The following is a 13,437-nucleotide window of genomic DNA, read 5'->3' as shown; positions in this document are numbered from 1 at the left end:
CTCACGGCGCCGGATAGACGAGCTTGCCGCTCGCCTTGGCCGGGGGATAGACGATCTCTTCGCCCTCCTTGCGGTGCTGGACGATGACCATCGTCTCGTCCGACAGAAGCTGGTGCAGGCCGCCGCCTTCCGACGGCCGGTAGCCGATCTTGCCGTAGGGGGTGTCGAAGGTGGCGGTGGACAGCGCCTTGCGCACCTTGTCCTGGTCCAGCGTGCCGGCGCTCTCGATCGCCTTGGCCAGGGTCATCATGCCGGTATAGCCCTGGGGAAAGACGGGGGCGATGGTCTGGCCCTTCGCTTCCACCTTGCGGATCAACTCGGCGGCGGCGGGGGTGCGGTCGGCGGTGGACCATTCGGTGATCATGGTCAGCCCCTCGCTCATGTCGCCGTAGTCGGCACGGCGGTCGCCGGCGGACACCACCATGGTCAGCTTCGGCTTGATCCCGAGGCTCTTCATCTGACGGACGAGTTGGAGGTTGTCGCCCGAATAGCCGACGGAGAAGAAAGCGTCGGGGTTCAGCGACTTGACGCGGGTCAGCACCGGAGAGAAGTCGGGCGAGCCGGATTTGAACGGCTCCTTCATCACCAGCTTGATCCCGGCCTTGGTCAGATATTCTTCGGCAAATTTGGCGGCGTCGGCGCCGTAGAGCCCATCCTCATAGGCCAGCGCCACCGTCTTGACCTTCGGGTCGATGGAGGCGAGGAAGCTCGAAGCCGCCTTCTGGCGGTGATAATCCCAGATGTAGATGTGATAGTACCAGTCTTCCGTGCCGAAGGTCTTCTCCAGCTTAACGGACGAGGAGCCGGTGTGGATGAACAGCGGCTTGTAGCGCTTGATGCTGGACAGCAGCGCGAAGTCGGCGGTGCTGCCGTATCCGCCGACGAAGGCGTAGACCTTGTCTTCGGTCACCATCTTGGAGGCGATGGTGGCGGCGGTGTTCGGCTCGCTCTTGGTGTCCTCGATCAGCAGGGAGACCGGACGACCCAGCAGGCCGCCGGCGGCGTTGATCTCGCCCGCCGCGAACTGCACGCCGGCCAGGATGGTCTGGCCGCCCACCGCCAGGACGCCGGTCAGCGGCAGCGGCACACCGATCCGGATCGGCTCCGCCGTCTGTGCGGCGGCCGGAGTTGGCCCGGTCATTGTCAGCGCGGCAATGCCAAGTGCTGCGGCGCCGGTCGCCAGCCGTTTCACGAAACGCATGGTTTCCTCCTGTTTTTATGGTCGTTGTTCGCAGGTGATATTCGCCGCCGGTTCAGCCGGCGGCGACACGTTGGAAGAAGGGGTATCGGCGGTCGCCGATCCGGGGAAAGACGACGGACACGGAGTCACCGCCGCGCACGGCCCCGGCGTTGTCGCCGATCAGCCGGCTCAGCATCCGAGGACCTTCGGCCAGATCGACGAGCACCACCATGTAGGGAAGCTGGCCGTCCCACGCCCCGCCCTGGAAGGCGACATGGACATGGCTGTGGGAGAAGACGGTGCCCCGGCCCGACATCCGCTGCCAGCCGAGCGCCGTGTCGCCGCAGAGCGGGCAATGCCGGCGCGGGTAGTAGAAGAGATGTCCGCAGCGTCCGCATTTGGGAAACAGCAGCTCTCCCCGGTCGCACGCGTCCCAGAAGGGCGCGCTGGCCCCGGTCGGGTTCGGTGGGGTGGCGAGAAGATCCAGCATCAGGGTTTCTCCAGAATCATGGCGCCACAGACCGAGAAGATGCCGCCGTTGCCGCTGACCAACGCCCGGCGTGCCCCCTCCACCTGCCGCCGCCCGGCCTCGCCGCGCAGCTGGCGCACCGCCTCGGTGATGTGGAGCATCCCGCCGATGTGCGCCTGGGACAGCAGGCCGCCATGGGGGTTCAGCGGCCAGCGTCCGCCAAGATCCATGGCGCCCGACCGCACCAACGCTCCGCCTTCGCCTGGTCGGGCGAAGCCCAGAGCTTCCAGAGACACCAGGACCGAGATGGTGAAGGCGTCGTGCAGGTTGGCGACCTGGATGTCCTCCGGTCCTATCCTCGCCGCCTCGTAGGCGTCGGCGCCGGCGGCGGCCATCCCCAGCTCGGGAATGTCCGGCATCAGCGCCACCGAATTGTGGGTGGTCTTCATGCCGATGGCGCGAATGGCGACGCCGCGTCCGCGGCCCTGCGGCGCGCGCCCGGCCCGCGTCAGCACCAGCGCTCCGCCGCCGTCAGACACCAGCGAACAGTCGAGCAGGCGCAACGGGCTGCTGATCATACGGCTGGCCCGGTAATCCTCCAGCGTCATCGGCTTGCGCATCTGCGCGTTGTCGTTCAGCAGCGCGTGGCGACGCGTGACCAGGGCGACCGCCGCCAGATCCTCATCGGTGGCGCCGTAGAGGTCGAGATAGCGCTGGGCGAGCAGGGCATAGGGGATCACCATGCCGTGCAGGCCGAACGGCTCCTCCCACTCCTCCCCGCCCAGCAGGTTGTGCATGTGCAGGCCCTGGGCGCCGACCGGGCGGCCGGTCAGGGTGTTCTCGCCATAGACGCAGGCGGCCACGTCGCAATAGCCGCTTTCGATGGCCCAGACCGCCTGCTGCAGCATGGTCATGCCGGTGACGGTGCCGCCGACGTCGACCGTGCAGGCGAAGCGGGGCGCCACGCCCAGATGCTCGGCCAGCGTGGACGAGAACATGCTGTTGGGGGTGGCGTAGGGATCGAGATTGATCAGTCCGTCGAGGTCGGACAGGGCGAAGCCCGCGTCGCGCAGCGCCGCGAGAACGGCCGCCGCCTGAATTTCGACCGACGACCAACCGGGCAGGCGACCGACGGGGGTCTCGCCGATGCCCGCGATGACGACGTCGGAACCGACTGTCGGCATGGGGTGTGCTCCGTTTCCGATGCGTCAGATGCCGAGATAGGCGCTGCGCAACTTTTGATGGTTGACGACCTCGGCCATCGGTCCGGAGAGGGCGGTCCGCCCTTCTTCCAGCACGACGCAATGGTCGGCGATGTGGGTGGCGTAGCCGACATTCTGCTCGGCCATGACGATGGCGCAGCCGGTCTCCCGCTTGATTTTGGCGAGGGTCACGAACAGTTCCTCGACGATGATCGGGGCCAAGCCAGCCGAGGGCTCGTCCAGGATCAGGGCCGATGGCTCGGCCATCAGGGCGCGGCCGATCGCCAGCATCTGGCGCTGGCCGCCGCTCATGGTTCCGGCGATCTGGCGGCTGCGGTCTCGCAGGATCGGGAAATAGCCGCACACCATGTCGCGCAGCTGCCCGTAGGGCGCCTGCCGCCGCCGACCCGCCGCGGCGCCATGGGCGCCCAGCAGATTGTCCTCGACGCTCAGGTTCGGGAAGCAGCGCGCCCCGTCCGGGACCAGCACCACGCCATGGGCCGGAAGCTGCCAGGGCGCGCAATTGCTGAGGTCCTGCCCGTCCAGCGCCAGATGGCGACCGCTGGTGGCGACGGTGCCGGCGAGCGCGCGCAGCGCCGTGGTCTTGCCGGCGCCGTTGGAGCCGAGGATGACGAGCATGTGCCCGCTCTCTACCGCGATGTCGAGCTGGTGGAGGACGCGCAGGCGGTCGTAGGAGGCGCCGCCGATCCGTCCGACGAAGCGGCTCATGACGCGAATCCCTTGCCCAGATAAGCCTCCCGCACCGCCTGGTCGGCGAGCACCGTGGCCGGCGCCCCTTCGGCCAGCAGGCGGCCGTTGTTCAGGACCACGACGCGGTGGCACAGGCTGGTGATGACGCGCATCAGATGCTCGATGATCACGATGCTGATCCCCTGTTCGTGGACATTGCGGATGAGGCCCATCACCTCCACCGAATCCTCGTGCGACAGGCCGGCCATCGCCTCGTCCAACAGCAGCAGGTCGGGCGCGCAGGCGAGCGCGCGGGCAATCTCCAGCCGCCTGAGATCGGTGACCGACAGGTCGCCGCAGAAGCGGCGGAACAGTGGACCCAGTCCACAGAAGGCGGCGATCGATGCGGCGTCGTCCAACCCCGGCAGCCGGTGGCGGTCGCGCCCGGCATAGAGCAGGGGAACCGACAGCACCTCCTCGACGGTCAGCGTGGGGGGAACGCGCGGGATCTGGTAGGTGCGGGCCATTCCGGCCCGGACGATCCGGTCGGGACGCCGCCCGGTCACATCGCCTCCGCGCAGGCTGATGCGCCCGCTGCGGACGGGAAGCTGGCCCGACACGGTGTTGACCAGCGTGCTCTTGCCCGAGCCGTTGGGGCCGATCAGGCCGGTGATCTCGCCCGCCGCGATGGACAACGACACCCCGTCGAGCGCCTTCAGGCCGCCGAAGGCCACGGTCAGATCCTCGACCGCCAGGATCGCGCCGCCGGAGGTCCGGGCGGGGGCGGGAGAGGCTGTGTCACGCATGGCGTTCCCGCTCCTTCTTCTTCTCGCCGGCGGCGGTCCTGCGTCCGGACAGCGTCGCGGCCTTGCGCAGCAGGCCGACGATCCCCTGCGGCATGCCGATGACGAACAGGATGATGACGGCGCCGTAGACCACCTGATAGCCGGTGCCTCCGATCACCGAGCGCGCCACCTCCTCCAGCGCCTTCAGCACGATGGCGCCCAGCAGCGGGCCGATGGTGGTGTCCATCCCGCCCAGCGTGGCGATGGCCAGCGGCAGCACGCTCCAGTTGGTGGTGAATACGTCGGTCGGCACAACGTAGCCGTAGAGGCCGCCATAGCAGGCTCCGGCCAAGCCGATCAGCACGCCCGACACGATGAAGGCGAAGATCTTCATGCGCACCACCGGCACGCCGCTGGCCGCGGCCAGTTCCGGCTTGGTGCGGATCATGAAGAAGGCCGGGCGGAAGCGCAGTCCCAGCAGCGTGTCCGACAAGGCAACAGCCGCCAGCAGCAGCAGCCCGATCAGCCCGAGCTGCCAGCGCGGATCGCCGTCCGCCAGCACCGGCGGCGCGATGCCGCCCGAGCCGCCGGTCCAGTCGGGGAACACCACGACCAGCACCTGCATCGACAGGGCGAAACCCAGTGTGGCGATGGCGAAATACATCCGGCGCAGCCGTAGGGTCAGCAGGCCAAGCAGCGTCGCCGCCAGCGCGCAGACCACCGCCACCGCGATCCAGGCCAGCGTTAGCCCGATCAGCGGCTCGAAGATCGCCAGCGTGTAGGATCCGATGCCGAAGAAGGCTGCCGACCCCAGCGAAACCTGGCCGGTGCGGGACAGGATGTCCCAGGCCAATGCCGTGATCGCGGTGAGGGCGACGCCGATGGCGAGCTGAATCCAGAAGGGCTTGTCGATCCACACCAGGGTCAGCGTGACCAAAAGGATGAGGGCGTAGGGAAGAAGTCGCGTAAGTCCGGTCTTCATGCCCGTCGCTCCGATCCGAACAGCCCGGTGGGCCGCACGACCAGCACCAGGACGATGATGACGAAGGCGACGCCGTAACCCCAGCTTCCCCCGCCCGGCACGAAGGTGGCGGTCAGGTTTTCCGCCGCCGACAGCAGCACCGCGCCGATCAGCGCGCCGCCGATGCTGCCCAGCCCGCCCAGCGCCACGATGGCGAAGGCGCGCATCACCAGATCGACACCCACCAGCGGCTGGACATAGAGGATCAGCGCCACCAAACCGCCGCTGACGCCCGCCGTCAGTCCGCCGATCAGGAAGGACAGGCGGAACATCCGCGTCACGTCCACCCCGGCCAGAACCGCCAGCTGCGGGTCGTCGGCGGCCAGACGCAGCAGCAGCCCCTGGCGGGTGTGCCGCATGAACCAGATCATCCCGGCATAGAGCGCGATGCCGACCAGCAGCACGACCAGATTGTTGCCGGGAACGATGACGTCGCCGAGCTGCAGCGGCGGCAGCAGGGCCGGGGCGTGCATCACCCGGGCATCCGGCGTCCAGGCGATCATCGCCAGATTGATCAGTAGGATCGACAGCCCGATGGTGGCGAGGATCTGGTTGTGCTCGTCCTGTTTCAACACCCTCGACAGGAAGCCATCGAAGACAAGCCAGGACAATGCCGTCATCGCCAGACCGGACAGGACCATGCCGGCCAGCGGCGGCACGCCCGCCGCCTCGTATAGGAAATAGGTCAGGAAGGCGCCCAGCATGACGAACTCGCCATGGGCGAAGTTGATGATGCCGGTTACGCCGAATTCCAGGGTGAGGCCGGAGGCGATAGCGGCGTAGAGCCCGGCGGTGGTCAGGGCCAGCAGCAGGGATTGGGCCAGGAGCGTGGTTTCCATCCGCAATTGTCCTCACATCCGGTCGATCAGGCTGCGCGCGATCTGGAGCCGCTGCATCTCCGAGGTGCCCTCGCCGATGCGGAAGCCGCGCGCGTCGCGATAGATGCGCTCCACCGGAAGGTCGGCCGTAAAGCCGGCCCCGCCGAAGATCTGGAGGACCCGGTCGGCCACCCGCCCGACCATCTCGGTGCAGAAGAGCTTGGCGCGCGAGGCGGCGATGCGGGCGTCAGGATGCCCTTGGTCCGACAGGCGGGCCGCCTTGGCGCAGAGCAGCCGGCCAGCGTCGATCTCCACGTCGCAGTCCGCCAGCATGAAGGCGATGGCCTGATGGTCGGCCAGCCGCCGCCCGAAGGTGGTGCGGTCGCGGGCGTGCGGCACCGCCAGATCGATCAACCGCTGGGCCATGCCGACGCAGCGGCAGGACACGAACAGCCGGTCGTTGTTGATGGTCGCCATCATCACGCCGAACCCGGCGCCAGGCGCGCCCAGCACATGGTCGTCCGGCACGAAGCAGTCGTCGAAGGCGAGCGCCGAGAGGTGGTAGCCGTGCCAGCCCAGCTTGCGGAAGCGACGTTCGACGATGAAACCCTGTGCGCCGCGCGGCACGATGAAGGTGGTCAGCCGCCCCTTCAGCGGCGCGTCGCGGTCGGTCACCGCCAGCACGATGGTGTGGTCGGCGGTCTCCGCATGCGAGATGAAGGTCTTGGCGCCCGACAGCAGCCAGCCGCCGTCGGTCCGCCGCGCCCGCGTCCGCAGCGCGTTCAGGTCGGAACCGGCGTCCGGTTCGGTCAGGGCATAGGCGACGGTGCGTTCACCGCGCATCAGCGGTCCGACGAACCAGTCGCGCTGGGCCGCGTTGGCGAACAGCAGCGATCCCGGCAGATGACCGCAGGCTTCGGCCAGCGGCATGCTGGTGTGGCCGGTCGCCTCGTCGATGGCCGAGATGGCAACCCGGCTCAACCCCGGCCCGCCGATTTCCTCCGGCATGTTGTAGCCGTAGATGCCGAGGTCGGCGGCCGACCGGCGCAGGTCGCGCATCAGGTCGGGATCGACGTCGTCGGCGCGGTCCACCGCCTCCTCGTGCGGCCGCAGGGAGGTCTGGACGAAGCCGCTCACGGTGCGGACCAGCGCGTCGAGGTCGGCGGCGTCGTCGCCGGTGGCGGCGGCGGCATATGTGGACAGGCTGTCGCTCATGATGGCTCCACCGTCTGGCTTTCGACCCAACTTTCGATCGCGCCGCGCTGCACCTTGCCGGTGGTGGAGCGGACGATGCGCTCGGGCGGCACGAAGTGGATGGCCTTGGGTTGTTTGAAGCCGGCCAGTTCCCGCCGGCACAGGGCGGACAGTTCGGCGGCCTCCAGGCGGGGGTTGGCGGACACCACCACCGCCACCGGGATCTCGCCCCAGCGATCGTCCTTCTTGCGCACGACCACGGCGTCGCGCACGTCGGGATGCCCGACCAGAACCCGTTCGATCTCCGCCGGGTAGATGTTCTCACCGCCGGATTTGATCAGGTATTTGGCGCGGTCGACGAAATCAAAGAGGCCGTCCGGCCTGCGGCGGAGCAGGTCGCCCATGTGGAACCAGCCGTTGCGGAAGTCCTTGCGGGTGGCTGCCTCGTTGTTCCAATAGCCGCTGAACAGCGTCGGACCACGCATGGCCAGTTCGCCGATCCCGCCATCAGGAACGTCGTTGTCATCCGGATCGACCAGCCGGATTTCCGCGCCAACGCTTGGCGCCTTGCCGAGATCGCCGGTGGCGCCGCGGGGAAGCTGGCGGCCGGACAGCGGCGGGGTGCCGGTCTCGGTCGATCCGAAGCAGTTGAGGAAGTCGGCGCCCAGCAGCTCGCTCAGCCGTGCCACCTCGGCGGGCGGCGACAGGTCGGCCATCACGCCGCAGGTCCGTAGGCCAAGCGGCTTGACGTCTCGCCGTTCCAGCACCTCGATCATCCGGCCCAGCGTGCCCGGCATGATCGACACCCATTCGAGTCGCTCGGTCTCGATCTTGTCGGCGATCCGGTCGGGATCGAAGGCGTCCAACACGATCACCCGTCCGCCGGTCAGCAGCGCGTAATGGGCAGGCTCGGTGCCACCCATGTGGTAGAGCGGCGGCCAGCACAGGTTGGTGTTGCCTGGCCGCACCCCCAGGTCGAACGGGGCCGCCGCCATGCGGGCGAGCTGGCTGCGATGGGTCAGCACCGCCCCCTTGGGCAGGCCGGTGGTGCCGCTTGTATAGAGGATCAGCAGCGGATCCTCGGGCTTGGCGACATCCGGCGGCGTGTCGGCGGACGCTGCGGCGAGGCGGCGCTCCCACTCCGCACCGAATTCGATCACCGGAATCCCGGCGGTGGCGGTGTCCGACAGGGTGCCCGTATGCCGGGGCGAGACCAGGATCGCTGTCGGCGCGACAAGGCCGATGCAATGCTCCAGTTCCCGTGGGCTGAGGCGCCAGTTCTGACAGGCGGTGATGGCTCCCAGCAGGGCGCAGGCAAGCTGCGTTTCGATGTATTCCAGCCGGTTCTCCGACAGCACCGCAACCCGCGCGCCGCGCGTCACCCCCAGCGCTGCCAGCGCTGAGGCGCTGCGGTTCACGCGTTCGGCCAATTGGGCGAAGGTCAGGACGCGGCGGTCTGCCTGGCCATCGTCCTCGATGGCGATCCGCTGCGGATAGAGCCGCGCGATGGAACCGAACAGGCTTCCCACGGTGGAGGCGGCGGCCCGTGCCACCAGTGCGGCGGCCGGTTGGTCCGTGCCGGTTGTCAAACTCATGACCATGCTCCTCCCTACTTCCATTGGACTGTTGAGGATTTAAATCCTTTTAATATTCTAATTATCGGCAGCCCAAATGATGTCGAATATCCCGGTATGCACTCAACGACGATCTCCGACGGCTTGCGCGTGGCTGCGTCTTAGCCACGGCATGGCCCGTCCGCCCAGGGGCCGGTCCAGCAGCCGCCCGGCGATATCGACCGCTGCGATCAGAGCCGACAGATCGACGCCCGTGGCGAGACCGGATTTCTCCGCCAGCAGCACCACATCCTCCGTGGCAAGATTGCCGGCGGCACCGGGGGCGAAGGGGCAGCCGCCGATCCCGCCGGCGCTGGCATCGAGCCGGCGGATGCCCGCTTCGATGGCCGCATGGGCGTTGGCGATGCCGAAGCCGCGCGTGTCGTGGAAATGCATGCCGATCCGCTCCGCCGGCAGGCTGGGAAGCAGCGCCCGCAGCAGCCCAGTCACCTGACCGGGAGCGGCGGCGCCGATGGTGTCGGCGATCACCACCTCGCCGGCGCCGATGGCGGCGAAGCGTTCCGCCAGCCGGACGACGACAGCCGGTTCCACCGGGCCTTCAAACGGGCATTCGAAAGCGACGGCGACATAAGCCCGCACGCCCACACCCGCCTGCAAGGCGCGGCCGATCACCTCCTCGGCGGCGGCGGTCGCCTGATCCAGCGTCATGTTGATGTTGCGCCGGTTCATTTCCTCCGTCGCGGCCACCACGGTGGCGATCTGCGGCGTTCCGCAGGTCAGCGCACGGTCCAGTCCGCGTCCGTTCATCGCCAGGGCGGAGACCTCCACGCCCGGCAGGGAGCGGGTTCCGGCGATGATCTCCTCGGCATCCACCATCTGCGGCACCGCCTTGGGCGAGGCGAAGCTGGCGGCCTCGATCCGCGTCAGTCCGGCCTCGGCCAGCCGCTGGATCAGTTCCAGCTTGCCGGCGGTGGGAACGAAGATTGGCTGGTTCTGCAATCCGTCGCGCGGGGCGACTTCGGTCAGCAGCAAGCGGTCCATGGCTCACCCCACCCGTCCGGCGCGGCGCAGCTCGCCGATGCGTTCGGGTCCGTAGCCCAACAGCGTTTCCAGCACCGTATCGGTGTCCTGGCCGAGTTCGGGCGGAGCCGTGAACCGGTCGGCCTCGCCTCCGGACAGCTTGATCGGGTTGCCCGGCATCCGGACCGAGCCGCCCTGCGACAGCGGAACCTCCACCACCATGTCGCGGGCGACCACCTGCGGATCGGACATCGCCTGAGCGAAGTCGTTGACCGGGCCGCAGGGCACCCGCGCCTCCCGCAGCCGGGCGAGCCAATTGGCGGAACTGTCCTTGATCAGCTCCTCCGCGACGATACGCTCGATCCTCGCCTTGTCGGCGTAGCGGCCGGGCTGCCGACGGTATTCCGGCGCGTCCAGTTCGGGCCGCCCGATGACCGGCAGGAGCCGCTCGAAGAAGGCGTCGCCGATGCAGGCGATGATGATGTGGCCGTCGGCGGTCTGGAAGGTGTTGTAGGGGACATGGACGAAATGGCCGTTGCCCAGCCGCTCCGGCACATTTCCCGACATGAGGTGCATGGTGCCCATGTAGTTGAGCAGTGAGATCTGCACGTCGAGCATCGACACGTCCACATGGCGGCCGACGCCGGTCCGCTCGCGCTCCTGCAATGCGGCGAGTACGCCCAGCGCGCCGAACAGCCCGCCGCCCAGGTCGCCGATGGGGATGCCGGACCGCAGTGGCGGTCCGTCGGGCAGGCCGGTGATGCTCATGCCGCCGCCCATCGCCTGGACCACCTGATCGAAGGCGGGCCGGTTCGGATCGGGGCCGTTGCCGCCGAAGCCGGTGACCGAGCAGGTGACGATGCGCGGGTTGACGGCCGACAGCGACGCGAAGTCGATGCCCAGACGTTCCGTCACGCCGGCGCTGAAATTGTCGAAGACCACGTCGCTCTTGCGGACGAGATCGAGGAAGACCCCGCGCCCCTCCTCGCTTTTCAGGTCGATGCAGACGCTGCGCTTGCCCCGGTTGAGCGTAAGGAAATAGGCGCCCATGCCGTGCCTGGAATAATCGGGGTCCCCGGCCAGCAGTTGCCGCGTGCCTTCCCCCCGGCCCGGCGGTTCGACCTTGATCGTCTCGGCTCCCAAATCGGTCAGCAGCATGGTGCCGTAGGGACCGGACAACATGTGTGTCAGGTCGATCAGCCGGATGCCGTTCAGTGGTGCCATGCCCTTCGCCCCAGATGCTTCGATTGCGGAATGTTTGTTCCCCTATCAAACAGCAAAGGGTGTGCCAGCTTGAGGCGGCCGACCGACATCGAAGCAAATCAATAGGTTGTGGATTGATGGGGCAGCACAGGCCGTTTCATGAAACTGGTGGTGCGTTGCGCTGAAACGTGTCATGAAACATTTGTTTGCAACACTGATGAAACGGCTGCGACTTGGCGTCCACGCCAGCGGCAACTTTGGAGTGGACGGTTGGGGGGAGGAACCATGCCGATGACGCTGGGCTATCCGAACAATGGGCGATTGCGCCTGTGCTTTCTCAGCTACCGCCATCTCACCCGTCTGGCGCGCGCGGTCCTGGACGAATACGCCCAGCGGGCCGAGATCGAGGTGATCGACCAGGCCTATGAGGCGGCTCTCGCCGTGGCGCGGGAGCGCGAGGCGTCGGGAGCGGTGGATGCCTTCGTCAGTGCCGGCGCCAATGCAAGCTACCTGCGCAGCACCGTGAAGTCGCCGGTCGCCACCATCAAGGTCGGCGGGTACGACATCCTGCTGGCTCTGCTGAAGGCACGGGAGCGGTCGAACCGGGTCGGCATCGTCATGCACCGCCGCATCATCCCGGAATTGGATGCCATCAAGGGTCTGCTGCGGACCGAGGTGGAGCAGGGATGCTACGAAACCCCGGACGAGGCCGTGGCATGCGTCAAGGGCATGGCGGACCGCGGCTATCCCGTCATCATCGGGTCGAGCGTGGTGGTAGAGGCGACCGAACGGCTGGGAATGGAGGGCATCCTTGCCTATTCGGTGGCGGGCGTGCGCCAGGGATTGGACGACGCGCTGGAAATGGCTCGCATTGCCCGGCTGGAAAGCGCCCGTTACAGCCAGTTGAACGGTGTCCTCCAGAATGTCCAGGAAGCGGTGCTGGCCGTCGATCTCGGCGACCGGGTGACGGCGGTCAATCCGGCGATGGAGGCGCTGCTGGGCTTTTCCCCGAACGCCATCCTCGGCCGCGTCGCCGCCGAGGTGGCGCCGGAGCTGTCGCTGCGCGGGGTGTTGAGCAGCGGCGAAGCGGAAAAAGGCAGCGTCCTGCGCTTTCGCCGTCGCGACTGGATCGCCAACCGCATCCCGATCCGCGAGCATGGGCAGGTCACCGGCGCCATGATCACCGTCTACGACGCCCGTGCCATCAGCGAGGCCGAGGTCAGCCTGCGGTCCCAGACCCGGGGCCGTTCCAACCGGACGACCCGCTACACGCTGGAGGACATCCGGGGCGACAGCCCGGCCATCGAACAGGCGCGCGCCACCGCGCGGCGCTTCGCGGCGAGCGACCTGACGGTGCTGATTTCCGGTGACAGCGGGACGGGGAAGGAGCTGTTCGCCCAGGCCATCCACAATCTCGGCCCGCGCGCCGGCCGCCCCTTCGTGGCGATCAACTGCTCGGCTTTTCCCGATTCCCTGCTGGAATCGGAGCTGTTCGGCCATGAGGAGGGGGCCTTCACCGGGGCCCGCAAAGGTGGCAAGGTCGGCTTGTTCGAGGCGGCGCACACCGGCACGCTGTTCCTCGACGAGATCGGCGACATGCCGCTGGCCCTGCAAACCCGGTTGCTGCGTGTGCTTCAGGAGCGCGAGATCGTGCGGTTGGGCAGCGTCGTGCCGGTTCCGGTCGATCTGCGGGTGATCGCGGCGACTCATCAGCCTCTGGAGGAACTGGTGCCGCAGCGTGCGTTCCGGGCCGACCTGCTTTACCGGCTGAACACGCTGCGCCTGCGCCTGCCGCCGCTGTGCGACCGGGTGGAGGATGTGGCGGTGCTGGCCGAGGGCTTCGTCGCCGCCTGCCTGGAGCGAACCGGGATCCGGATGGCGCCTTCGGTCGTGGTCGAGCCTTTGAAATTCCGGCTCGCCACCTACCGGTGGCCGGGCAACGTCCGCGAACTGGAGAATATCTGCGAGCGTCTGACCATGCTTGTTCTGCAATTCGGCACCGTCGAGGACATTCCCGCCGGGATTCTGCGCCATGACTGTCCGGAGCTGTTTCTTGAACCGCTCAGGCAGGACGAGCCGGCCGGCGGGGGCAGGAGCGAGGCAGCGGGCCGGGATGGAGACCACGCGCGGGCCGCCATCGAGAGCGCGCTGTCCAGCAACCACGGCAATCGGGCGGAGGCGGCGCGCGCTCTGGGCATCAGCAGGGCGACGCTGTGGCGGCGCATGCGCCAGCTTGGCCTCGGCGGCTCCGCGGATGGCGGGGGCGCCGCCCGGGATTAGC

At 68.0% G+C, this 13,437-nt stretch carries 12 protein-coding genes; 1 reads left to right on the top strand and 11 read right to left on the bottom strand.

The features are described 5' to 3' along the window. Window position 1: 1 nt before the first annotated feature. The 11 genes from M5E06_RS13725 to M5E06_RS13675 all read right to left on the bottom strand — a co-directional run bounded on the left by M5E06_RS13725 (window position 2) and on the right by M5E06_RS13675 (window position 11,177). The gene (locus M5E06_RS13725) at window positions 2-1,201 is read right to left on the bottom strand and encodes an amino acid ABC transporter substrate-binding protein (protein ID WP_252138640.1); all 1,200 of its coding nucleotides are present in this window, start codon (window positions 1,199-1,201) and stop codon (window positions 2-4) included. 52 nt (window positions 1,202-1,253) lie between these two features. After that, window positions 1,254-1,670, bottom strand: coding sequence for a Zn-ribbon domain-containing OB-fold protein (locus tag M5E06_RS13720; protein ID WP_252138639.1), 417 nt, complete (start codon window positions 1,668-1,670; stop codon window positions 1,254-1,256). Beyond that, window positions 1,670-2,833 carry a thiolase family protein gene (locus tag M5E06_RS13715; RefSeq protein WP_252138638.1) on the bottom strand — a complete coding sequence of 388 codons (1,164 nt, stop codon included), beginning with the start codon at window positions 2,831-2,833 and terminating at the stop codon, window positions 1,670-1,672. The genes M5E06_RS13720 and M5E06_RS13715 overlap by 1 nt, the downstream gene beginning before the upstream one ends. Before the next feature lie 24 nt (window positions 2,834-2,857). After that, window positions 2,858-3,580, bottom strand: a complete 723-nt coding sequence (locus tag M5E06_RS13710; protein ID WP_252138637.1) for an ABC transporter ATP-binding protein — start codon at window positions 3,578-3,580, stop codon at window positions 2,858-2,860. Then, the gene (locus M5E06_RS13705; protein WP_252138636.1) at window positions 3,577-4,347 is read right to left on the bottom strand and encodes an ABC transporter ATP-binding protein; all 771 of its coding nucleotides are present in this window, start codon (window positions 4,345-4,347) and stop codon (window positions 3,577-3,579) included. Before M5E06_RS13705 ends, M5E06_RS13710 begins: the two co-directional genes overlap by 4 nt. Further along, entirely contained in the window at window positions 4,340-5,308 is a 969-nt protein-coding gene (locus M5E06_RS13700) for a branched-chain amino acid ABC transporter permease (RefSeq protein WP_252138635.1), read from the bottom strand. The genes M5E06_RS13705 and M5E06_RS13700 overlap by 8 nt, the downstream gene beginning before the upstream one ends. Further along, entirely contained in the window at window positions 5,305-6,186 is an 882-nt protein-coding gene (locus tag M5E06_RS13695) for a branched-chain amino acid ABC transporter permease (protein WP_252138634.1), read from the bottom strand. Before M5E06_RS13695 ends, M5E06_RS13700 begins: the two co-directional genes overlap by 4 nt. A 12-nt stretch (window positions 6,187-6,198) precedes the next feature. Continuing rightward, a complete protein-coding gene (locus M5E06_RS13690) occupies window positions 6,199-7,380 on the bottom strand; it encodes an acyl-CoA dehydrogenase family protein (protein WP_252138633.1) in 1,182 nt (393 codons plus the stop codon). Then, a complete protein-coding gene (locus tag M5E06_RS13685; RefSeq protein WP_252138632.1) occupies window positions 7,377-8,954 on the bottom strand; it encodes a class I adenylate-forming enzyme family protein in 1,578 nt (525 codons plus the stop codon). Before M5E06_RS13685 ends, M5E06_RS13690 begins: the two co-directional genes overlap by 4 nt. Window positions 8,955-9,056: 102 nt before the next feature. After that, window positions 9,057-9,974, bottom strand: a complete 918-nt coding sequence (locus M5E06_RS13680; protein ID WP_252138631.1) for a hydroxymethylglutaryl-CoA lyase — start codon at window positions 9,972-9,974, stop codon at window positions 9,057-9,059. 3 nt (window positions 9,975-9,977) lie between these two features. After that, window positions 9,978-11,177 (bottom strand): CaiB/BaiF CoA transferase family protein, encoded by a 1,200-nt coding sequence (locus tag M5E06_RS13675; RefSeq protein ID WP_252138630.1) that lies wholly within the window; start codon window positions 11,175-11,177, stop codon window positions 9,978-9,980. Window positions 11,178-11,441: 264 nt separating this feature from the next. On the opposite strand from M5E06_RS13675, the gene prpR reads away from it, so the two are divergent. Further along, a complete protein-coding gene (prpR, locus tag M5E06_RS13670; RefSeq protein ID WP_252138629.1) occupies window positions 11,442-13,436 on the top strand; it encodes a propionate catabolism operon regulatory protein PrpR in 1,995 nt (664 codons plus the stop codon). Window position 13,437 lies beyond the last annotated feature (1 nt).

It is taken from the genome of Azospirillum sp. A1-3 (assembly GCF_023806445.1).
Lineage (GTDB): Bacteria > Pseudomonadota > Alphaproteobacteria > Azospirillales > Azospirillaceae > Azospirillum.
This window is presented reverse-complemented; position numbering and strand designations above follow the sequence as displayed.